The organism is Pararhodobacter oceanensis, assembly GCF_003076755.1.
GTDB lineage: Bacteria > Pseudomonadota > Alphaproteobacteria > Rhodobacterales > Rhodobacteraceae > Pararhodobacter > Pararhodobacter oceanensis.
The window spans coordinates 77,965-99,465 of the sequence record NZ_QDKM01000008.1; the positions used below are offsets into that span (position 1 = coordinate 77,965).

General features: G+C 62.9%; 25 protein-coding genes. 13 read left to right on the forward strand and 12 right to left on the reverse strand.

The genetic code is table 11. From position 1 onward, the window contains the following. Window positions 1-9: 9 nt before the first annotated feature. From bhcC to DDE20_RS15365, 4 genes are all read left to right on the forward strand, one after another. Window positions 10-1,176 carry a 3-hydroxy-D-aspartate aldolase BhcC gene (gene bhcC / locus DDE20_RS15350; protein WP_116559406.1) on the forward strand — a complete coding sequence of 389 codons (1,167 nt, stop codon included), beginning with the start codon at window positions 10-12 and terminating at the stop codon, window positions 1,174-1,176. Window positions 1,177-1,260: 84 nt separating this feature from the next. Next, on the forward strand, window positions 1,261-2,220 hold the full coding sequence (bhcD, locus tag DDE20_RS15355; RefSeq protein WP_116559447.1) for an iminosuccinate reductase BhcD: 960 nt from the start codon (window positions 1,261-1,263) through the stop codon (window positions 2,218-2,220). A 48-nt stretch (window positions 2,221-2,268) separates the two neighbouring features. Beyond that, window positions 2,269-3,249, forward strand: a complete 981-nt coding sequence (locus DDE20_RS15360; RefSeq protein ID WP_116559407.1) for a type I glyceraldehyde-3-phosphate dehydrogenase — start codon at window positions 2,269-2,271, stop codon at window positions 3,247-3,249. Between the two features lies 1 nt (window position 3,250). Then, window positions 3,251-4,027: a 2-keto-4-pentenoate hydratase gene (locus DDE20_RS15365; RefSeq protein WP_116559408.1), complete on the forward strand. Its 777-nt coding sequence runs from the start codon at window positions 3,251-3,253 to the stop codon at window positions 4,025-4,027. A gap of 26 nt (window positions 4,028-4,053) precedes the next feature. On the opposite strand, the gene DDE20_RS15370 is transcribed toward DDE20_RS15365, so the two are convergent. Next, complete coding sequence (locus tag DDE20_RS15370) at window positions 4,054-4,440, reverse strand: histidine triad nucleotide-binding protein (protein WP_116559409.1); 387 nt, start codon at window positions 4,438-4,440, stop codon at window positions 4,054-4,056. 88 nt (window positions 4,441-4,528) lie between these two features. Beyond that, a complete protein-coding gene (locus DDE20_RS15375; RefSeq protein ID WP_116559410.1) occupies window positions 4,529-5,974 on the reverse strand; it encodes an aldehyde dehydrogenase family protein in 1,446 nt (481 codons plus the stop codon). A 138-nt stretch (window positions 5,975-6,112) separates the two neighbouring features. Here DDE20_RS15375 and DDE20_RS15380 point away from each other — a divergent pair, with 138 nt between their 5' ends. Together DDE20_RS15380 and DDE20_RS15385 are read left to right on the forward strand one after the other, a co-directional pair. After that, window positions 6,113-6,766, forward strand: coding sequence for a peroxiredoxin (locus tag DDE20_RS15380; RefSeq protein ID WP_116559411.1), 654 nt, complete (start codon window positions 6,113-6,115; stop codon window positions 6,764-6,766). A 144-nt stretch (window positions 6,767-6,910) separates the two neighbouring features. Then, complete coding sequence (locus DDE20_RS15385) at window positions 6,911-7,528, forward strand: LolA family protein (protein WP_116559412.1); 618 nt, start codon at window positions 6,911-6,913, stop codon at window positions 7,526-7,528. A 21-nt stretch (window positions 7,529-7,549) separates the two neighbouring features. Here DDE20_RS15385 and DDE20_RS15390 read toward each other — a convergent pair whose 3' ends face one another. Beyond that, window positions 7,550-8,134 carry a transglycosylase SLT domain-containing protein gene (locus DDE20_RS15390; protein ID WP_116559413.1) on the reverse strand — a complete coding sequence of 195 codons (585 nt, stop codon included), beginning with the start codon at window positions 8,132-8,134 and terminating at the stop codon, window positions 7,550-7,552. Window positions 8,135-8,391: 257 nt separating this feature from the next. Between DDE20_RS15390 and hspQ the strand changes: the two genes are divergently transcribed. Beyond that, the gene (gene hspQ, locus DDE20_RS15395; RefSeq protein WP_116559448.1) at window positions 8,392-8,718 is read left to right on the forward strand and encodes a heat shock protein HspQ; all 327 of its coding nucleotides are present in this window, start codon (window positions 8,392-8,394) and stop codon (window positions 8,716-8,718) included. A gap of 102 nt (window positions 8,719-8,820) precedes the next feature. Here the strand turns inward: hspQ and DDE20_RS15400 are convergent, their stop codons facing one another. Further along, a complete protein-coding gene (locus tag DDE20_RS15400; RefSeq protein WP_116559414.1) occupies window positions 8,821-9,327 on the reverse strand; it encodes an ATP-binding protein in 507 nt (168 codons plus the stop codon). Next, window positions 9,327-9,662: an STAS domain-containing protein gene (locus tag DDE20_RS15405; protein ID WP_116559415.1), complete on the reverse strand. Its 336-nt coding sequence runs from the start codon at window positions 9,660-9,662 to the stop codon at window positions 9,327-9,329. Before DDE20_RS15405 ends, DDE20_RS15400 begins: the two co-directional genes overlap by 1 nt. 82 nt (window positions 9,663-9,744) lie before the next feature. Here DDE20_RS15405 and DDE20_RS15410 point away from each other — a divergent pair, with 82 nt between their 5' ends. Continuing rightward, on the forward strand, window positions 9,745-10,923 hold the full coding sequence (locus DDE20_RS15410; protein ID WP_116559416.1) for an acetyl-CoA C-acyltransferase: 1,179 nt from the start codon (window positions 9,745-9,747) through the stop codon (window positions 10,921-10,923). An 18-nt stretch (window positions 10,924-10,941) separates the two neighbouring features. Here DDE20_RS15410 and DDE20_RS15415 read toward each other — a convergent pair whose 3' ends face one another. From DDE20_RS15415 to DDE20_RS15425, 3 genes are all read right to left on the reverse strand, one after another. Continuing rightward, entirely contained in the window at window positions 10,942-11,379 is a 438-nt protein-coding gene (locus tag DDE20_RS15415) for a YybH family protein (RefSeq protein ID WP_116559417.1), read from the reverse strand. Window positions 11,380-11,534: 155 nt separating this feature from the next. Further along, on the reverse strand, window positions 11,535-12,635 hold the full coding sequence (leuB, locus tag DDE20_RS15420) for a 3-isopropylmalate dehydrogenase (RefSeq protein WP_116559418.1): 1,101 nt from the start codon (window positions 12,633-12,635) through the stop codon (window positions 11,535-11,537). A 119-nt stretch (window positions 12,636-12,754) separates the two neighbouring features. After that, complete coding sequence (locus tag DDE20_RS15425; protein WP_116559419.1) at window positions 12,755-13,636, reverse strand: LysR family transcriptional regulator; 882 nt, start codon at window positions 13,634-13,636, stop codon at window positions 12,755-12,757. 94 nt (window positions 13,637-13,730) lie between these two features. Between DDE20_RS15425 and DDE20_RS15430 the strand changes: the two genes are divergently transcribed. Continuing rightward, window positions 13,731-14,618: an NAD-dependent epimerase/dehydratase family protein gene (locus DDE20_RS15430; protein WP_116559420.1), complete on the forward strand. Its 888-nt coding sequence runs from the start codon at window positions 13,731-13,733 to the stop codon at window positions 14,616-14,618. 82 nt (window positions 14,619-14,700) lie between these two features. Beyond that, window positions 14,701-14,898 (forward strand): hypothetical protein, encoded by a 198-nt coding sequence (locus tag DDE20_RS15435; RefSeq protein ID WP_116559421.1) that lies wholly within the window; start codon window positions 14,701-14,703, stop codon window positions 14,896-14,898. 16 nt (window positions 14,899-14,914) lie between these two features. Here the strand turns inward: DDE20_RS15435 and zapE are convergent, their stop codons facing one another. Next, window positions 14,915-15,994, reverse strand: a complete 1,080-nt coding sequence (zapE, locus tag DDE20_RS15440; protein ID WP_116559422.1) for a cell division protein ZapE — start codon at window positions 15,992-15,994, stop codon at window positions 14,915-14,917. A 99-nt stretch (window positions 15,995-16,093) separates the two neighbouring features. Here zapE and sseA point away from each other — a divergent pair, with 99 nt between their 5' ends. The 3 genes from sseA to DDE20_RS15455 are packed head-to-tail and all read left to right on the forward strand — an operon-like array spanning window position 16,094 to window position 18,701. Continuing rightward, the gene (gene sseA, locus DDE20_RS15445; protein WP_116559423.1) at window positions 16,094-16,945 is read left to right on the forward strand and encodes a 3-mercaptopyruvate sulfurtransferase; all 852 of its coding nucleotides are present in this window, start codon (window positions 16,094-16,096) and stop codon (window positions 16,943-16,945) included. A gap of 1 nt (window position 16,946) precedes the next feature. Continuing rightward, entirely contained in the window at window positions 16,947-17,513 is a 567-nt protein-coding gene (locus tag DDE20_RS15450) for a GNAT family N-acetyltransferase (protein ID WP_116559424.1), read from the forward strand. 9 nt (window positions 17,514-17,522) lie between these two features. Beyond that, entirely contained in the window at window positions 17,523-18,701 is a 1,179-nt protein-coding gene (locus tag DDE20_RS15455; RefSeq protein ID WP_116559425.1) for an amino acid aminotransferase, read from the forward strand. A gap of 24 nt (window positions 18,702-18,725) precedes the next feature. Here the strand turns inward: DDE20_RS15455 and DDE20_RS15460 are convergent, their stop codons facing one another. The 3 genes from DDE20_RS15460 to rbfA form a co-directional block, all read right to left on the reverse strand. Further along, entirely contained in the window at window positions 18,726-20,162 is a 1,437-nt protein-coding gene (locus DDE20_RS15460; protein ID WP_116559426.1) for a protein adenylyltransferase SelO, read from the reverse strand. A 62-nt stretch (window positions 20,163-20,224) separates the two neighbouring features. Next, a complete protein-coding gene (locus tag DDE20_RS15465) occupies window positions 20,225-20,977 on the reverse strand; it encodes a phosphodiester glycosidase family protein (protein WP_116559449.1) in 753 nt (250 codons plus the stop codon). Beyond that, window positions 20,961-21,419: a 30S ribosome-binding factor RbfA gene (rbfA, locus tag DDE20_RS15470; RefSeq protein WP_205961686.1), complete on the reverse strand. Its 459-nt coding sequence runs from the start codon at window positions 21,417-21,419 to the stop codon at window positions 20,961-20,963. Before rbfA ends, DDE20_RS15465 begins: the two co-directional genes overlap by 17 nt. Window positions 21,420-21,501 lie beyond the last annotated feature (82 nt).

The following is a 21,501-nucleotide window of genomic DNA, read 5'->3' on the forward strand; positions in this document are numbered from 1 at the left end:
GACCGCGCCATGAGTGCTCATATTAACCTAGATGCTTATGAAGTCGGCTATGACATCCCCGCCAAACCGGGGATGCGTGAGGCCGATATCCAGACCCCCTGTCTGGTGCTGGATCTGGACGCGCTGGAGCGCAACATCAAGAAAATGGGCGATTACGCCAAAGCCCATAACATGCGCCACCGCGCCCATGGCAAGATGCACAAATCCGTCGATGTGCTGAAATTGCAGATGGAGTTGGGCGGCGCGGTCGGCGTGTGCTGCCAAAAGGTCTCGGAGGCGGAAGTCTTCGCGCGCGCCGGGATCAAAGAGATATTGGTCTCCAATCAGGTGCGCGATCCGGCCAAAATCGACCGCCTGGCGCGACTGCCGAAAATCAGCGGCGGCGAGGTGATTGTCTGTGTCGATGACGTGGCCAATGTCGCCGATCTCTCGGCAGCGGCGCAGAAACGTGGCACCGAACTGGATGTGTTCATCGAGATCGACTGCGGCGCCGGGCGTTGCGGTGTGACCACCACCGAAGCGGTGGTCGAGATCGCCAAGGCCCTGCGCACGGCGGAGAATCTGACCTACCGCGGCATTCAGGCCTATCAGGGCGCGATGCAGCATATGGACAGTTTTGACGACCGAAAGGCGAAAATCGACGCCGCGGTGGCGCAGGTCAGCCACGCGATTGATGCGCTGAAGGCCGAGGGGATCGAAACCGATCTGGTCTCGGGCGGGGGCACGGGATCCTATTATTTCGAGGCCAATTCAGGCGTTTACAACGAATTGCAATGCGGCTCCTACGCCTTCATGGATGCCGATTACGGGCGCATTCTGGACCAAGACGGCAAGCGGATCGATGCAGGCGAATGGGAGAATGCGTTTTTCATCCTGACCTCGGTGATGAGCCACGCGAAGGCCGATAAAGCCATCGTTGACGCGGGGCTGAAGGCACAGAGTATCGACAGCGGGCTGCCGGTGATTTTTGGCCGCACCGATGTGGAATACGTCAAATGCTCGGATGAACACGGGGTGGTGGCGGACCCTTCGGGCGTGCTCAAGGTCAATGACAAACTGCGGCTGATCCCCGGTCACTGCGACCCGACGGCCAATGTCCACGACTGGTATGTCGGTGTGCGCGGCGGGGTGGTCGAGACGGTCTGGCCGGTCTCGGCCCGCGGCAAGGCCTATTGACCAAAGGTGAGGGGGCTATCTGCCCCCTCTTGCCTGCGGCAATTCACCCCCGAGGATATTTTTGGACAGATGAAAGGGGCGCCGATGTTTGTGGTTCCTGAACACATGATTGCCGGTTTGTTGACGGCGGAGGACGCCTTTGCCGCGGTCGAGGCAGTGTTCGCGGCGATGGCCACGCTGGATGCCTATAACTTTCCGGTGGTGCGCGAGGCTCTGGGCGAGGGGCGGCAATACGGGTTCAAATCCGGGCTCGACCGCGCCGGTGGGGCGTTGGGCGTCAAGGCGGGTGGGTATTTTCCGGGCAATGCGGCGCGGGGGGTGATTAACCATCAATCGACCGTGTTCCTCTTCGATCCCGAGAGCGGAATCCTGCAAGCGGCGGTGGGCGGCAACCTGTTGACCGCGCTGCGCACGGCGGCGGCCTCGGCGGTGTCGATTGACCGGTTGGCGCGCAAGGATGCACGGGTGCTGGGCATGGTCGGCGCGGGGCATCAGGCGGTGTTTCAACTGCGCGCTGCGGCCAAGGTGCGGCAGTTCGAGCGGGTGATTGCCTGGAATTACCACCCCGAGATGTTGCCGCAACTGGCGACCGTCGCCGAAGAGCTGGGCCTGCCCTTCGAGGCGGTGCCGTTGGAGCGGATGGTCGAGGCGGATGTGATCATCACCATCACCTCGGCGCCTGAATTCTCGCTGGCATCGGCGCATGTCAGCGTGGGCACGCATCTGGCCTGTATGGGCACCGATACGATCGGCAAACAGGAGGTCGATCCGCAAATCCTCGCGCGCGCCGCCGTATTCACCGATGAGGTGGCCCAATCCTTGACGCTGGGCGAGGCGCAACATGCGGCGGCCGCGGGGTTGATTTCTGCGGGCGACATCACGCCCCTAGGCGCGGTGATCACCGGCGCCGCACAGGGCCGCACCAGTGACGCGCAGATCACCCTGTTTGACGGCACCGGCGTCGGGTTGCAGGACATCGCGGTGGCGGCAAAAACCGTCGAATTGGCCCGCGCGCGTGGGTTGGCGCTGGAAGTTGCGCTTTAACCTGCCGGGCCGCCGCTCTATCGTCGCGAAAACGAAGGTGGGCATATCATGCGGGTGATGATTGACGGATTCGGGCGAATTGGGCGGACAGTGCTGCGCGCTTGGCTGCGCGGCGACTGGCCGCAGATCGAGGTGGTGGCGATTAATGACATCGCGCCCGCCGAGACCTGCGCCTATTTGCTGGAATATGACAGTGTTTTCGGCCCGCTAGAGGGCGGGGTAGAGGCGCGGGATGGCGCTCTTTTCGTCGGCGGGCGGCGCATTCTGCTGACCCATACGGCGGATATTTCCGAGCTGGATCTGGCCGGTGTCGATCTGGTGATGGAGTGCACCGGCAAGACCGACGACCGCGCCGCCGCCGAGCGCGGGCTGCAGGCAGGTGCGCGCCGCGCGCTGATCTCGGGCCCCTCGGATGCGGCGGATATCACGCTGGTGATGGGCGCAAATGAGGAGCTTTTGGAGCCAGAGCACCGCATAGTCTCGAACGCCTCCTGCACGACCAACGCGCTGGCCCCGCTGGCGCGGCTGTTGGACGACGCGATCGGCATCAAGGCGGGCTGGATGACCACGATCCACTGCTACACCGGCAGCCAGCCGACGATTGATGCGCCGCGCGGCCATGATCTGGCGCGCAACCGTGCAGCGGCGCTGTCGATGGTGCCGACGACGACCTCGGCGGGGGTATTGATGGGCCGCGTGCTGCCGTCGCTGGAGGGACGGATCGAATGCGCGGCGGTGCGCGTGCCGACGGCCAGCGTCTCGGCGGTGGATCTTTGCGTGTTGCCGAAAAGGACGGTGACCGCGGCCGAGGTCAACGCGGTCCTGCAAAAGGCGGGCGGAGTGATCGGCTGGACCGCGAAACCCTTGGTCTCCTCGGATCTGCGCGCCCGCCCCGAAAGTATCGTGATGGCACTGCCGGAAACGCGGGTCACCACCGGCGGCATGCTGCGGGTCTTTGGCTGGTATGACAATGAATGGGGTTTCGCCTGCCGTATGCTGGATATGGCGCTGAAAATGCAGGAGAATTAAAGTGACCACAGTGCAAGACGCCGCCGAAAAACTGGCGCAGGCCTTTGCCGAGAAGCGCCAAATCAAGCCGTTCTCGGATGATGATACGGGGTTTGATCTGGCCAACGGTTATGAGGTGCAGCGCGCCCTGACCGCAAAGCGCGTGGCCAGTGGAGCGCGTGAGATCGGTGTTAAGGTCGGCTTTACCAACACGCAAATCTGGTCACGCTTTGGCATCAAAGCGCCGGTGCACGGGCCGGTGTTCGACAACACACTGGCCACGGATCCGGCGGATATCAGCCGTTTTATGGAGCCGCTGATCGAGCCGGAAATCGTGCTGAGACTGGGCGCGAAACCCTTTGCCTCGATGGAGGACGCCGAGCTGCTGGCCTGTGTCGAGGCGATCGCGCCGGGGTTCGAACTGGTGCATTCCATCTACCCCGACTGGCGTATCACCGCAGCGGATTCGGTGGCCTCGGGCGCGATGCACGGGGCACTGGCGCTTGGTGAATTTGTGCCGGTTAGCGCCGATTGGGCCGAGGTGCTGACGCGGTTCAAGGTCGCGCTTCTCTGCGATGGTGAGTTGCGCGACGAGGGGCAGGCCAGCAACCTTTTGGGCAGCGGGCCGCTGGCGGTGCTGCGGCATTTGCTCGGCCTCAGCACCTGCCCGCCGCTGCCCGTCGGCGCGATCATCAGCACCGGCACCTTAACGCAGGCGCTGCCGATTGCCGCTGGCGAGACCTGGCAGGCGCGGTTTGACGGGTTGCCGCTGGCGCCGCTCGCGCTTCGATTGACCTGACGCGCCGGCGAACAGGGCTTGGCCGGTTACTCGGGCGCGCGCTCGAGCATCCGGCCCAGCATCCGGCCCGCCATGATATGCACATGCAGATGCGGCACCTCTTGCACGCCGTCATTGCCCGCGTTCGAGATCACCCTGTAGCCATTCCCGCCCTCGCCCGGCTGCACGCCCAGATCCTTACAAACCTGCCCGATCGCCGCCACGTAGTCGGCGCGCTCGGCGTCGCTGGCTTCCAGCGCGAAATGGTCAAAGGTCACATAGGGGCCCTTGGGGATCACCAGAATATGGTGCGGTGCCTGCGGGCGCACGTCATGGAACGCCAGCGAATGCTCGGTCTCCAGAACCTTGTTACAGGGGATTTCGCCGCGCAGGATTTTGGCGAAAATGTTGTTGGTATCATAGGCATAAGACATGGTGTCACCCTTGGGATTAACAGGTTCCAAATGCAGGCGCGCCGCAAATTCAAGCGGCGCGCGTTGTCGTTGATCAGTGGCGCCGGCGTCAGTCGTGATCGTTCGACCAGCCCGAGACGGCTTTGACTTCGAGGAAGTCTTCAATGCCCCAAACCCCGCCTTCGCGTCCCTGACCCGAGGCTTTCATCCCGCCAAAGGGCGAGCCGCGCCCGCGCGAGGTGCCGTTCATCTCGACCATGCCCGAGCGCAGCATCCGCGCCGCACGGTTCAGCTTGGCGCCGTCTTGCGATTGCACATAGTTGGTCAGCCCGTAAGGCGTGTCATTGGCAATGCGCAGCGCCTCTTCCTCGGTATCAAAGGGGATGATCGACAGCACCGGCCCAAAGATTTCCTCGCGCGCGATGGTCATGTCGTTGTTCACATCGGCAAAGACCGTCGGACGCACATAATAGCCACGGTTCAGCCCGTCAGGCCGCCCGACGCCACCGGCGACCAGCTTGGCACCCTCATCAATCCCGACCTGAATCAGCCCCTGGATCTTGTCGAACTGCGCTTGCGAGACCACCGGCCCGATATGATTGCCCGCCTCATGGGCGCTGCCGACCTTGGTTTTCTCGGCTGTCGCGACGGCGGTTTCCACGGCTTTGTCATAGATCGACCGCTCGACCAGCATCCGCGTCGGCGCGTTGCACGACTGGCCGGTGTTGTTGAAGCAATGGCGCGCACCACGCACCACCGCCTTCTCGTCGGCGTCGGCATAGATGATATTCGCACCTTTGCCGCCCAGCTCCAGATGCACCTTTTTCAGCGTCGATGCGGCATTCTTCGAGATCGCGGTGCCAGCGCGGGTCGAGCCGGTGAAGCTGACCATATCGACGTCTTCATGCCCCGAAAGCTGCGTGCCAACGCCCACACCGTCGCCGTTCACCATGTTGAACACGCCCGCCGGAACCCCCGCTTCATGCAGGATATCGGCAAAGACCATCGACGAAAGCGGCGCAATTTCCGACGGCTTCAACACCATCGTGCAGCCCGCCAGCAGCGCGGGGATCACCTTCAGCGTGACCTGATTCATCGGCCAGTTCCACGGCGTGATCAGCGCGCAGACGCCCACCGCTTCTTTGATGATCCGGTCGTTCGGCGATTTCTCCGACAGCGGGGCGATGAATTCCACCTCGTCAAATGCGCGGATGAAATTCTGGATATGCCATGTGCCGGTGCCCGCCTGACTGGCCTTCGCCATATCAATCGGCGCGCCCATTTCCATCGAGATCGCGGCGCCCATTTCCTCGGCGCGGGCGTTATAGACCTCAAGAATGCGCTTGACCAAAGCCAGACGCTCGGCAGGGTCGGCATACATGAAATCATGCAGCGCGGCTTTGGCGGCGGCAACGGCGGCATCGGTATCTGCTTGACCACCCAGTGAAATCACCGCGCAGGGCTCTTCGGTGGAAGGATCGATGACCTCGAAATCGGTGCCGTCTAGCGGTGCAACCCATGCGCCGTTGATGTAAAAACTGCGTTTGTCCTGCATACCAATCTCCCTGAAACGAATAATTTCGCGTCACACTGTCACTCCACCAAGACAAGGGCAAGGGGAGGGGTTACCAAACCGCCGACCACTGACTATATCGGTTTTAGACGCATGCAATTCCAGCAAGAAGAGGACGCCATGAGCCTACGTATCAACTCTATCGCCCCGGATTTCACCGCCGAAACCACCAAGGGCACGATCAATTTTCATGACTATATCGGCGACGGTTATGTGGTGCTGTTCAGCCACCCTAAAGACTTTACGCCGGTCTGCACCACCGAGTTTTCGGCAGCCACCAAGCTGACCGAAGAATTCGCCAAGCGGAACACCAAGCTGGCCGGGATTTCGGTTGATGGCGTCGAAGACCACCACAAGTGGATGGAAGACGTCAAAACCTATGGCGGCACCGAGATGAGCTTTCCGATCATCGCCGACGAAGATCTGAAGATCGCCAAACTCTATGACATGCTGCCCGCCGAGGCCTATCTGCCCGACGGTCGCACTCCTGCCGACACCGCCACCGTGCGCACCACCTTTATCATCGGGCCGGACAAGAAAATCCGCGTGATGCTGATCTACCCGATGAGCGTGGGCCGCAACTTTGACGAAATCATGCGCGCGCTTGACGCGGTGCGCCAGACCGATGGCCAGCCCTTTGCCACCCCCGCCGATTGGCGCCCGGGTGACGATCTGATCGTCGCGCTGTCGATGTCGACCGAGGATGCGCAGGCGAAATTCGGCAAGCTGGACATTCCGCTGCCCTATATCCGCAAGACCCAAGCGCCGCAGTAAATGCGCGTCGTAGGGTCTGTAACGCCCTGATGAGCCCGTCCGCATCCTCTGGTGCGGGCGGGTTTTTTCGTCTCGCAACCTTGTGTTGCGCCGTGATCGCAATGAGGGGTGCAAGAGGCACCTCACCGCGCTAGGTAGTCTGCTATGAAACGCCGTTTATTCCTGACCATGGCGGCCGCTGCTGCCGCCTTCTCGCCCGCCGCGCTGACCGCCGAGCCGATCCCGCTTGCGGAAATCTCGCGGTATTTTAATGCGTTCCGCACCGCGCAGGCCGATTTCACCCAAGTGAACCCGGATGGCAGCCTGTCCACTGGACGGCTGATGATCCAGCGGCCCGGGCGCATCCGCTTTGAATATGACGCCCCCGATCCGACTTTGGTGCTGGCCACCGCGGGCTCGGTGAATATCTTTGATGCGCGCTCGAACACCGGCCCCGCGGTCTATCCCTTGAACCGCACGCCGCTTGGGCTGATCCTTGGCAACCGAGTTGACCTGGGGCGCGACCGGATGGTGGTGCGCCATTTCGAGGACGGGCCGACCACCAATGTCGTCGCGCAGGATCCCGAGCATCCGGAATACGGCAATATCCGTCTGGTGTTCAGCGCCGGACCGACCGAATTGCGCCAATGGGTGGTGACCGACGACAGCGGCGGCGAAACCACGGTGATCCTTGGCACATTGCAGACCGGCATGTCGCTGGCCTCGCGGCTGTTCAGCCTCGATAGCGAGTTGCAGCGCCGCGGCATGGTCAATGACCGCTAAAGTATGAAATCGCGGGGCGGCCTAGCGCCGCCCGCAAGAGCGCAATTGCTCGTCATACATCTGCGCGCGCTGCGCCACCCGCGATGACAGCGCCACCAACCACGGTTTGCCATTATAACTGCCGCGCCGGTAACCGGCCTGCCCCTCGTGATAGGCCAGGTAAAGATTGCGCGCATCGGTGGGCAGGATGTTGTTGCGCTCATAGGATTCGCGCGCATACCAGCCGATGAAATCCGTGGCGTCGTCAATATCATCACGGCGGGCGCGGCGGCTGCGGGTTTGCTCTTGGTATTCCTCCCAAGTGCCATCCAGCGCCTGCGAATAGCCATAGGCCGAGGATTGGCGACCCATCGGAATCACCCCCAGCGCATAGCGGTGCGGGGTGCGGGCATCGCCGCGGAACCGGCTTTCGGCATGGATAATCGCCATTTGCACCGGCACGGGCACCGACCAGCGCCTCTCGGTGTCGCGCATCGCGCGCATATAGGCCGGACGCTCACGCGAAAGCGCGCAGGCGTCGTCAAGATTGCGGGGCGCCGAATATTCGCGTCCGCCACAGGACGCCAATAATATCGCGACCACCAGGAAACGGAGAACGCTGCTCATAATCTGCCTCAGACATTTTTTGCCGTTTTTTGTCGTTTTTTTTCTTTCTAGCCGAAATTCACCTTCGTGGGAACGGGTTTGCTCTCACGTGTCGGTGTTTCTTGCCCGAACCCGCGGGTGGCCACCTGATTTGACGCTTTATCGCCACAATCATGCCTTTGTTGTGCCTATTTTCACCACACTGTTTCCAACTCCCGCGCGGTCATTGTATGGACGCGGCGCACAGAGTTGCGTTACAACGAGGCATGGGACAGATGATGCTTACCTCACTGGCAAAATTTCAGCTCGGGCAGGTCGTGCGCCACCGTAAGCATCCGTTTCGTGGTGTGGTGTTTGACGTGGATGCGATCTTTGCCAATTCCGAAGAATGGTATGACGCCATCCCCGAGGACAGCCGTCCCAGCAAGGACCAGCCGTTTTATCATCTGCTCGCCGAGAATGATAACAGCTATTATGTCGCCTATGTGTCCGAACAAAACCTGATCGCTGATGAGACCGGCGAGCCGGTGGATCATCCCGATCTGCCCGAGTTGTTCGGCGATTTCGAAGACGGGTTTTACCCGCTTCAGGTCGATCTGAACTGATCGCCCCACCGCGCAGGTCTGCACCGCGCGCCGCATAGAGTCATCTACGTAGAGCACGCGCAGCCATTGCGGCGGCACTCAGCCCATCGCGGCCACCCCAGCCTAGCGCTCCAGATCCTCCAGCGGGACGGTCATCGACAGGCGGTTTTGCATCCCGTCGCGTCGATACTCCAGATCGCGGGTCAGGCAGCGGATGATATGCCAGCCAAACCCACCCTCAGGGATTTCAATCGGCGGGTCGATCACCGGCAGATCAGGATTGGGCGCATCATCCGAGGGCATCGGGCGCCCGCTATCAATGATCGAACAGGACAACCCATAGCTTTGCAGCGCCACCGATAATTCCACCGGGCCGGGCGCATCGGCATAGGCGTGTTCAACAACATTGTTCAGCGCCTCGGCGAGGATCAGTTCAACCGTCGCGAGGTCTTCTTCGCCGAGCCCGGCCTTGGTCAATCCCTGCTTCACCCGCGCCAGCACACGGCGCGTGGCCATATCGCCAGAGGTAAAGCGGCCGGCAAAAATCTTGCCGAGGCTGGGCGGGTCCATCGGGGTGTTGCCATCCGGCGCACCCGATCCGGCAGGTTCCGGGGGGCTGGGCGCTGTCATTATCCCACCGCCTTCAGGTTGTCGGGCAGGCTGTCATGAATGGTAAAGACGCTGTCCATCCGCGTCAGCCGGAAGACCTTGGCCACCGGCGGGGTCAGCCCAGCCAGTTCCAGCGGACGCTCCTTGCCAAGCAGTTTCATAATTGCGACAACGGCGCCAAGGCCGCTGCTGTCAAGGAAAGTCACCTGCGACAGATCAAGGATGACCTTACCGGTTCCGCCCGCCGCTTCGGTGCGCACCGCTTCCTTGAATTCGATGGCAACGGCAGCGTCGACCCGTGTGTCATGAACGGTGATGATCAGTCCCTGCGTTGTTGTGCGAGTTGTGATATTCACGTCATTCTCCGTTTTCGGGCTACTATCGGGCGATACTACCCGCTAAATCTTTCTAAATGGTTCATGACCAAAGGAGAACACCATGAATGACGTTGTGATCATCGGTGCGACACGGACTCCGATGGGAGCGTTCCAAGGCGTTTTCACCGATGTCAGCGCCGCCGAATTGGGCGGGCGGGCGATTTTTGCCGCCATCGAGAGCGCCGGCATCTCGCCCGATCTGATCGAAGAGGTGTTGATGGGTTGCGTGCTGCCCGCTGGACAAGGGCAGGCACCGGCGCGGCAGGCAGGGTTCAACGCCGGTCTCGGCGCCAATGTTCCGGCGACCACGCTAAATAAAATGTGCGGCTCGGGGATGAAAGCGGCGATGATCGCCCATGACCAGATCGCCTTGGGCGCCACCGGCGTGATGGTCGCGGGCGGGATGGAGAGCATGACGCAATCGCCCTATCTGCTGCCGAAAATGCGTGGCGGCGCGCGCATCGGGCATGGGCAGGTGATGGATCATATGTTCCTCGATGGGCTCGAAGACGCCTATGACAAGGGCCGTCTGATGGGCAGTTTCGCCGAGGATTGCGCTGATCACTACCAGTTCACCCGCGAAGCGCAGGATGAATACGCGGGCGGCTCGCTGACCAATGCGCTCTCGGCGCAGGCCAATGGCGCCTTTGAGGGCGAGATCGCGGCGGTGACCGTCAGCACCCGCAAAGGCGAGGTGACGGTGGGCGCCGATGAGCAGCCCGGCAAGGCGCAGCCCGCGAAAATCCCCACCCTGCGTCCGGCATTTCGCAAGGATGGCACGGTGACCGCGGCCAATGCCTCGTCGATTTCGGACGGGGCGGCGGCGCTGATCATGGCCTCGCGCAGTGCCGCCGAGGCCGCCGGTGCACCGGTGCGCGCGATTGTCCGCGGCCATGCCTCCTTTGCGCAGGCGCCCGGCTGGTTCACCACCGCGCCGGTGCCAGCGGCGAAATCGCTCTTGGACCGGCTGGGCTGGTCGGTTGATGACGTCGATCTATGGGAGGTCAATGAGGCCTTTGCCGTGGTGCCGATGGCCTTCATGCACGAGATGAACATCCCGCGCGAGAAAATGAATGTGAACGGCGGCGCCTGCGCACTGGGTCATCCCATCGGCGCCTCGGGGGCGCGGATCATCGTCACCTTGCTGCACGCGCTGGAAAACCGCGGCCTCAAGCGCGGCGTCGCGGCGATCTGCATCGGCGGCGGTGAAGGCACCGCCATCGCCATCGAGCGCCCATAACGCACCGGCAGCCGGCGCTTATCCCGCCGGTTGCCACATATCCGCCGAGATCAGCCAGCCGCCCTCCACGCGGGTGAAATAGAGCATCGAGCGCCCGACTACCTGCTGCGCCTCGCCGCCTTCGGGCTGAATTGTTGCCTGCCACAGAAACACCATCAACGCCCGGTCCGCGCCCCGCTCGGTGCGCGGTCGCCCGACCTCAAGCACGCTATAGCCACCGGCAAAGCTCTGGATCCATGAATCGCGGATCGCCTCGCGCCCCGCCACCACCGGCCGACCGGCGCCCAGAATAATCGCATCCTCGGTATAGAGCGCGGCAATCGCATTGGCGTCGCGGGCTTCGACGGCGGCGATCATCGGCGGGATGGCATCGCGGGGATTGGCCACCTGCGCCTGCGCCGGAAGCGTAACAGCGAGGCCAAGAATGGTGGAAATAAGCAAAGCGAAAATACGCATGGGATATCCTTTGTCAAAAATAGAGACATTCAAGGCACCCAGCCTAGGGGCAAATCCGCAGATCACCAAACCACTTCACCATAACGCGCAGCAAAAAACCCCGGCCCGCCATCACGGCAGACCGGGGTTTCATTTGGCGTAAACGCTTAGGCGGATCAGGCGGCCAGCGCGGCGATGATCGCGTCGCCCATCTCGCTGGTAGACACCGGCGTGCCACCGTCCGGCCCCATCAGATCGCCGGTGCGCAGCCCATCGGCCAGCACCTTCTCGACCGCCGCTTCCAATTGATCGGCCTCGGTGCCCAGATCAAAGGAATAGCGCAGCGCCATCGCGAACGACAGGATGCAGGCGATCGGGTTCGCCTTGCCCTGACCGGCGATATCCGGCGCCGAACCATGCACCGGCTCATAGAGCGCCTTCGGGCGGCCATTGGCCATCGGCGCACCAAGCGAGGCCGAGGGCAGCATGCCGAGGCTACCGGTCAGCATTGCGGCGGCATCGGACAGCAGATCGCCGAACAGGTTGTCGGTGACGATCACGTCGAACTGCTTGGGATTGCGCACCAATTGCATGGCGCCATTGTCGGCATACATATGCGACAGTTCTACGTCGGGGTATTCCTTGGCGTGGATTTCGGTCACCACGTCGCGCCACAGAATGCCCGATTCCATCACATTGGCCTTCTCCATCGAGCAGACCTTATTGCCGCGCTTGCGGGCCAGTTCAAACGCCGAACGCGCCACGCGGGCAATCTCGGATTCGGTGTAGCGCTGGGTGTTGATGCCGACGCGCTCGTTGCCTTCGGTATGAATACCGCGCGGCTCGCCGAAATACACGCCCGAGGTCAATTCGCGCACGATCATGATATCAAGACCGGCGACGATGTCTTTCTTCAGGCTGGAGAAATCGGCCAGCGCGTCAAAACACTGCGCCGGACGCAGGTTCGAGAACAGGTCCATTTCCTTGCGCAGACGCAGGAGGCCGCGCTCGGGCTTCAGGCTGAAATCCAGCGCGTCATATTTCGGGCCACCGACGGCGCCCAAGAGAACCGCGTCGACCTCTTGCGCTTTGGCCATGGTGTCGTCGTGCAGGGGCGTGCCATGCGCGTCATAGGCGCAGCCGCCGACCAGATCCTCGGACAGGTCGAAATGCAGGCCGCGATTGTCACCAAACCAGCTGATGATCTTTTTGACTTCGGACATGACCTCGGGGCCGATACCGTCGCCTGCAAGGATAAGAATAGAAGGATTGGCCACCGGGGACTCCCTTGTTTTTCGGATGCTCCTGCGCGCCTAGCGCGTCACTGCCCTGTGGTCAAGATTACCCGCGGGGCCAGCGGGTTGGCGGCGAGGGCGCGATACGGGCTGTGTGCGGCTCAATCGCCCAGCGCCTCGGCCAGAAAATCCCACACCCGCCGGATGCGCGGATTGCTGCGCAGGGCTTGCGGCGCGGCCAGCCAGAGTGGCAGCGCGGGCAGTTCCAGATCGGGCAGCACACGCTCCAGTAGCGGATCATCCTCGGCAACCGTCACCTGCGAGCCGCCGATGCCGCAACCGGCGCGGGTGAGCTCCCAATAGACCGTTTGGTCGTCGCAGCGCAGCGCAAAGAAATCGCGGCTCACCTCGAACCCCATTGCCCGCATCATCCGCAACATCCGCTCGTCGCGGTCATAGCCGATGAAATCATGGTCGATCAGATCCTCGGCGCTGCGCGGTGTGCCGCGCCGCTGCAGATAGGATTTCGCCGCATAAAGCCCGATTGGCAGATCGGCGATATGGCGGGCGATGATGTCCAATTGCTCGGGCCGATACATGCGCAGCGCGATATCCGCCTCGCGAAACAGCAGGTTCTCGGAGGTGTCCGAGGGCACCAGTTCGATCTGGATCTCCGGCTCGGCAATGCGCAATCGGGCGAGGATCGGCGGCAGGGTGTATTGCGACAGAATGCGCGAGGCGGTGATCCGCACGGTGCCGCGCAGCCCCTCTTGGCGCCCCTCAGCCATCCGCGTCAGCCGCGCCGCATTCTCGGCCATGCTGCGCGCCACTTCGACCAGGGGCAGCGCCGCTTCGGTCGGCTCCAGCCCGCTGGGAATGCGGCGAAACAAGGCGATACCCAGTTGCGCCTCAAGCTGTTTGATATGGCGCCCCATCGTTGGCTGGCTCTGCCGCGTGGCCCGCGCCGCCGCCGACAGCGACCCGGCATCGGCCACAGCGAGAAAGGCTTGCAAGAGGGTCCAGTCTGGGGCGGCTTTCATCATTCAAATATGAATAGCAGAGCGTTAGATTTAGGCAATACCTATGCCGTCACGTTTGGCAGATAGTTGGGCCATGTTGAACAAAGGACCAGACACCATGGCACAGACCGCTCTCATCCTCGGCGCCTCCGGCAAGATCGGACGCCATTTCACCGCCGCCTTCCACGCCGCTGGCTGGCAGACCCGCGCCTATAAACGCGGCACCGATATGAGCACCGCCGCCCAGGGCTGCGATGTCATCGTCAACGGGATGAACCCGCCCAATTACCACGATTGGGAAGGCATCCTGCCCGCGCTCACCCGCGATGTGATCACAGCCGCCAAAGCCTCGGGCGCGACCATTTTGTTTCCCGGCAATGTCTATGTCTACGGCGCGCAATCCGCCCCTTGGTCGGAACATACCCCGCATGCGCCCTGCAGCCGCAAGGGCGAAATCCGCAGCCAGATCGAGGGCATGTATCGCGATGCCGCCGCCGAGGGGGTGCAGACGATCCTGCTGCGCGCCGGTGATTTTCTGGCCCCCGAGGTGGGCGATTCGCATGTCGATATGACCTATCTGCGCGGCTTTGCCAAAGGCGAGATCACCACCATGGGCGACCCTACAATCAAGCGCGCCCATGCCTGGCTGCCCGATATGGCGCGCGCGGCGGTGATGTTGGCGGAAAAGCGCGCCGATCTGCCCGCTTTCAACGATATCCCCCTGGCGGGGCTGACATTTTCCACCGAGGACCTGGCGCAAGAGATCACCCGCCAAACCGGCACACCGCTGAAGATCACCCACATGCCGTGGTGGATTTTCACCCTTGCCGCGCCGCTGTGGGAGATGGCCCGCGAGCTGCGCGAAATGCGCTATCTTTATGAGACACCGCATGAGCTCTCGGGCACACGATTGGCGCAACTCCTGCCGGATTTCACCCCGACCAGCTTTGAGCACATGGTCGCGGAAGTGCTGGCAACCCGCCAGAGCACCGCGCTGGCCGCGTGACTTTTTCGCCAAATACGTGTATCATCGCGGGGTGGCAGAGCGTTCCTTCTCGGGACGCTCGCCCAACGCAAGGAGACCTGCAATGAGCAAACACCCCCTTGACCACGGCCACGCCGGATCGGCCCAGCGCGCCAAGCGTTACGCCGAAGCCGAGCGCGCAAACCGCCCCAGCCGCGCCGCGAAAATCCTGCAGCAGCGCGCCAAACCCGGTGGCACGAAGCCCTCTGGCGACGGACGGCTGCTGCGCTTTCTCACTATCGAACGGCGGGCCGAGGCGTAACCCACACCGGCGGCGTCTATTCCGCGCCCCAATCCGCGCCCTGCATCTCGCGCAAACGGCTAGCGGTGCGCTCAAACTCAAACGCGCCTGCGCCCTCCATATACAGCCGCTCTGGCTGATCCGCGGCGCTGGCGATCAGCCGCACATTGCCCTCATAGAGCGCATCAACCAGCGTCACAAAGCGCTTGGCTTCGTTGTAATTGGTCGACGACAGCCGCGGGATGCCCTCAAGGATCAACACCCGCACCGCCCCAGCCAGCGCCAGATAATCGGCGGGGCCAAGCGGACGCCCGCAGAGATCCCAAAATCCCGCCCGCGCCACACCGTTGTGATGCAGCGGAACCTCCACCTTGCGGCTTTGCACCTCCAACACCAAAGGCGTGCCCTTGTCGCCGCCGGTCAGCTCCACCCACAGCGCGTCAATCGCGCGCCGCGCCTCGGCATCGGCGGGATGGAAAAACACCTGCGCCTCGCTGAGCCGGTGCTGGCGGTAATCGGTCTCGGATTTCAACTCGACCACCTCCATGCGCTCATTGAGAAAATCAATGAACGGCAGGAAAAGGGCGCGGTTCAGCCCGTCTTTATACAGATCCTCGGGCGGGCGATTCGAGGTGGTGACGATCATCACACCGGCGTCGATCAGCATCTCGAACAACCGCCCGACGATCATCGCATCGGTGATATCGTTGATCTGCATCTCGTCGAACGCCAAGAGTCGCACCTCCGAGGCCACCTGCGCCGCCACTGGTGCCAGCGCATCATCCACCCCGGATTTGCGCGCCTCATGCATCGCGGCGTGGATTTCCTGCATGAAGGCATGGAAATGCACCCGCCGCTTGGCCTCCAGATCAGTCTGCGCGGCAAACAGATCCATCAACATGGATTTGCCGCGCCCGACCCCGCCCCAGAGATACAGCCCCTTCGGCCCCTCCGGCGCTTTCTTGAACAACCCGCCCAAGAGGCCACGCTTCACCGGCTGCTCAAGAAACGCGCGGCGCTCTTCAAGCTGCGGCAGGATCGCGCGCTGCATGGCATCGGGGCGCAAGTCGCCAGTGGCAACTCGGGAATCATACATCTCTGTGAGTGTCTGTCGCATCCGGTTTCCTTACCCTGCATCGGCGCGAGGCGGAAGGCAGGGTTGCGCCCTGTCAGGCAGGCAGGTAACGGTTTATAAAGGCATGAAAGGAAAGACTGCATGGCGAGTGATGACCCCCGCACGCTGGTTTCCACCGACTGGCTGGCAGCCCATCTGAACGATCCCGATCTGCGGATCCTCGACGCCTCGTGGCATATGCCCGACGCCGGTCGCGATGCGCTGGCCGAATATAATGACGGCCATATCCCCGGCGCGCGGTTCTTTGATATCGACGAGATTTCCGACCAGCGCTCGGCGCTGCCGCATATGGCGCCGCCGGTCGAGAAATTCATCAGCCGGATGCGCGCCATGGGTGTCGGCGACGGGCATCAAGTGGTGGTCTATGACAGCAGCGGGTTGTTCTCGGCGCCGCGGGTCTGGTGGCTGTTCAAGCTAATGGGCAAGCAGGATGTGGCGGTGCTCGACGGCGGGTTGCCGAAGTGGAAGGCCGAGGGCCGCATGCTCGAAGACCTGCCGCCGATGGTGCGCGACCGCCATATCACCGTGCAGCGGCAGGCGCATATGGTCAAAGACGTCTCTCAGGTGGCCTCGGCCTCGAAGCTGGGCGATTGGCAAATCCTCGACGCCCGCGCCGGTGAGCGGTTCCGCGGTGAGGTTGACGAGCCCCGCGCCGGTCTGCGCGCCGGTCACATCCCCGGCTCCAAAAACCTGTGTTTCCGCGATCTGCTCAATGACGACCAGACGATGAAAGACACCGATACGCTGCGCGAATTGTTCGCCAATGCCGGTGTCGATCTCGACAGGCCGGTGATCACCACCTGCGGCTCGGGCGTCACCGCCTGCGTCCTCAGCCTCGCGCTCGAGCGTATCGGCCACCGCAAACACGCGGTCTATGACGGCTCCTGGACCGAATGGGGCATGTATCCGGATCTGAGAATCGAAAAGGGCTGACATGCACGCGTTCAAGGCCGGCGACAAAGTCGACTACCGGGTGACCTGGCTCGAAATGCGCCAGCGTCCCAGCTTTGGCTGGCCCAGCCTGCCGGTGGGCCGCGAGGCGATGCTGGTGCGCGCCGATACGCCGCCGTGGTGGTATTTCCTCTCGCTCTATGATGCGGTCGGGCGCGATTACGCTTGGACCGACCGCCACAACACACCGCGCGAAGAGTTGAACGCGTGGATCCAACATGCCGATGTGGCGCTCTATACGCTGATCGGCGCGGGCTGGCCGCAGGGGTTCTTTGTGCTCGACTGGCGCGAAGAGGGCACCTGCGAGCTGGCCTATTTCGGGCTGGTCCCCGAGGCTGTCGGGCGCGGGCTGGGCAAATGGTTGCTGCAATCGGCAATCATGACCGGCTGGGACCGCGAAGGCATCCAGAAAATGACCGTCAACACCTGCACCCTCGATCACCCGCGCGCGCTGGCACAATACCAGCGCATGGGGTTCTCGCCTGTGCGCACCGAAATCCACTCACGTGTGCTGATCAAAGATCAGGTGTTCAAACAACCGCTTCTGTAAGGAACCATCATGTTCAAGCAACTGCCCGCCGCCAAGACGGACCCGATCTTGGCCGTCTCGCAACTGTTTCGCGCCGACACCCGCGAGGATAAAACCGATCTCGGCGTCGGCGTGTATAAAAACGAAGCCGGTATCACGCCGGTGATGCGCGCGGTGAAAGCCGCCGAACAAAAGCTGGTCGATACCCAAGACAGCAAGGTCTACACCGCAATGACCGGCGACCCTGCGTTTCTCGACGCGATGACCGATTTGCTGCTCGGCGATAGCGTAGCGCCTGCGCGTATCGCCGCGGCGGCGGCGACCGGCGGCACCGGCTCGGTGCGCCTCGCGATGGAGCTGATCCGCAAGGCCAACCCCGAGGCCACGGTGTGGATTTCGGCGCCGACCTGGCCCAACCACAACGCGATTGCCGAGGTTGTCGGCCTGTCGTGGCAGCCCTACCGCTATTACAACGCCGAAACCGGCGGCGTGGACCGCGCGGGCATGATGGAAGATCTGGCGCAGGCCAAGGCCGGTGACGTGATCTTGCTGCACGGCTGCTGCCACAACCCGACCGGCGCCGACCTGACGATGGACGGCTGGCGCGACATGGCCGATTTCCTCAAATCCCGCAATCTGGTACCGTTTCTCGACACCGCCTATCAGGGTTTTGGCCTCGGGCTGGAAGAGGACGCGCAGGGTGTGCGCCATCTCTGCACGACGCTGGATCATGTGATCATCTCGGCCTCGGCGGCGAAAAACTTCGGCCTCTACCGCGAGCGCGCCGGTCTGACGCTGGTGATCTGCCCTGAAGACGAAAAACCCTTGGTGCAGGGCACTCTGGCCGCGATCAACCGCGCCTCGGTCAGCTTTCCTCCAGACCACGGCGCGCGGATTGTCTCGACGATCCTCACCGATGACGCCCTGCGCGCCGATTGGGAGGCCGAGTTGACCGAAATGCGCGACCGGATCAACGGGCTGCGCCGCGCGCTGGCCGATGCGCTGCGCTACACCTGCGATTCCGACCGTTTCGGCTATCTCGCCGACCAGCGCGGGATGTTCTCGCTCTTGGGCGGCACGCCCGAACAAATCGAGCGTCTGCGCAATGAATTCGGCGTCTATATCGTCGGCGGCGGGCGGTTGAACATGGCCGGTCTCACCCCGCGCAACATCCCGCTGGTGGCGCGGGCCGTGGCGCAGGTGCTCTGAGCCGACACGATTTGCGGCACCGCGTCAGGTGCCGCAATAGGTGACATATTGCGTTTCACCTTCAGGCGCGGGCGCGGCGAAATCCTCAAGCCCCGCCCGTTCGGTGTATGGATCGGCCAGCACCGCCATCAACCGTCCAAAGGGTGCCAGATCCCCCGCCTGCGCGGCCTCCAACGCCTCTTCGACCTTATGGTTGCGCGGGATATAGACCGGATTGACCAGCGCCATTTTCTCGGGCGCATCAAGCTGCGCGCGCCACGCCGCCAACCAATCCACCAGCGCCGGATCGCTGTTGAGATGCGCCACCAAGGGCGCCTCATCCCCCGCCGCCGCCTGCATCAAATGGCGAAACGCCTGGGTGAAATCGGCGTTCTGCGCGGTCAGCATATCCAGAAACCCGTCAATCAACGCGTCATCCGCCGCGCTGACCCCCAGTTTCGCGCCGAACTTCTTGCGCCGGAGTGCCTCATAGCGCGACTCGGCGCTTTCCAGTGCGGATTGCACCTCGGGCATCGCCGCATCGGGGTTTTCGGGCGCGATCAGCGGCAGCAGGCATTCACCCAGCCGCGCCAGATTCCACCGCGCCAGCAGGGGTTGGTTGCCGTAGGCATAGCGACCCTGCGTATCAATCGAGGAAAACACCGTGTCGGGATGATAGCGGTCCATAAACGCACAAGGGCCATAATCAATTGTCTCGCCGGAAATCGTGCAATTGTCGGTGTTCATCACCCCATGGATAAACCCCACCGACATCCATTTCGCCACCAGTGACATCTGCCGCGCGATCACCGCATGAAAGAACCCCAGATAGCGGTCATCCTTCCCGGTCAACTCGGGATAATGCCGCGCGATGGCGTAATCTGCCAACCGGCGCAGACGCTCAACCTCTTGTCGCGCATAGAAAAATTGGAAGGTGCCGACCCGCAGATGACTGCTCGCCACCCGCGCCAGCACCGCACCGGTCAGCGGTGTCTCGCGCCAGACCCTCTCGCCGGTGGTGACCGCCGACAGCGCGCGGGTCGTGGGAATGCCCAGCGCCTGCATCGCCTCGCCGATCAGCACCTCGCGCAGCACCGGCCCCAGCCCCGCCTTACCGTCGCCACCGCGCGAGAACGGCGTCTTGCCCGAGCCCTTCAGATGGATATCCTGCCGCTGCCCGTGCACGTCGATCACCTCGCCGACCAAGAGCGCGCGCCCGTCGCCAAGCTGCGGCGAGAACCCGCCGAACTGATGCCCCGCATAGGCCATCGCCAGCGGCACCGCGCCCTCGGGCATCTCGCCACCACTCAGCATCGCCAGCCCCTCGGGACTGCGCAGATCCTCGGCGCTTAACCCCAGTTCCGCCGCCAAAGGCTCATTGAGCCAGACCATCGCCGGATCGGGGGCTTTCGCGCCCTGCCACGGCAGATATAGCCCCTCAAGATCGCGGGCATAGCTGTTATCGAACGGAATTTTCTGCATGGACACCTCTGGTCCTAACATAGGGTCACGGCGCTGGTTTGACACCCCCGCGCAGCAAAAGCCTAGCTATCAGGGGCGACCAATCCGATGATCGGCCCCATCGGAAAGCCCCAATCTTCACGGCCAATCTCGGGCGCATAGAGCCGCGAGATATTGCCATCGAGATAGAGCGCCTGCGGCAGGCCCAGCGCATCGCGGAAAAACCGCGCGAAATGATGAAAGCTCACCGGCGCGTCGGAAATCACCAAGACCGCGCGCTGCCCGTCTGCGCTGACCCCGACACCGTTGCGCAAAAACAGCGAGGTGGAATCGGGTAGAAACCGTGGGTGCAACGCGCCGTCGATCACCAGCATCGGGCCGGATTGGGTGGCAAAGCGGCACTCGGGCGGCGCTTCAGCGAACGCGCGGCTTTCAAACACCGCAAACCCCTCGGGCAGCACGCAGAACACACCGTTCGGCAGCATGCCAAAGTTCCCCGGCCCCTCACGCGTCACAATCCCCGCCGCCTCGGTCTGGTCCTCGATATACAGACCAACGGGGCGCCGGTCAGGGTGGAACATCCCCGCATTCATCGCAAAGACCAGATGCCGCGCGTCCGGCTCCAGCGCCGCCTCGACCCGCGCAAAACTGCCCAGCAACTGCCCTTCGGCATCATTGAGGAACAGCCGCAGATCATCACCGGCGCGCGCGGTGCAAGCGGTGAAGGGCTGGCCCTCGAATTCAGTGGTTTCACAGGCGGCCATAACCGGCCCCGCCGCCAGAGCAAGCGCAAGACCCGCGAGGGTCCGGCGCAGCGCCTTAGCTGGCCGAATCATCTGCGTCATCCGCATCGGCGGCATCGGCGGTGTCGTCTGTGCGGTCAGGGGCGTTGATATCGGCCTGCACACGCGGATCGGCAAACATCCGGCGGGCGTTGTCCATCGCGTCGAAACTCTTGTCCAACTCGAATTTCAGATCGGGCGCCAGCCGCAGCCCCAGCCCTTTGACCACCAGCTTGCGCAGCTCGGTCTTGTTCTTGCGCAGCGCCAACAGCGCCGCCTCGGCATCGCGCCCGCCCAGCGGCATGACAAAGGCCGTCGCATAGCCCAGATCGGCGCTGATCCGCACCTCGGAGACGGTGATCGACATCCGCGCCAGATCGGCGTTGTGGATCTCGTCACGCATCAGGATTTCAGCCAGCCGGTGACGGATGACTTCTGCCACCCGAAGCTGGCGTTGCGAGGGGCCGGAGCCGGATTTGAAACGTTTTGCACTCATCCCTCCCATGTAGGTGATAAGCGCGCCCGCCGCAATCCATCCACAAGCCACTGTGACCTGCGCGCGGATGGTTTTCCACCGG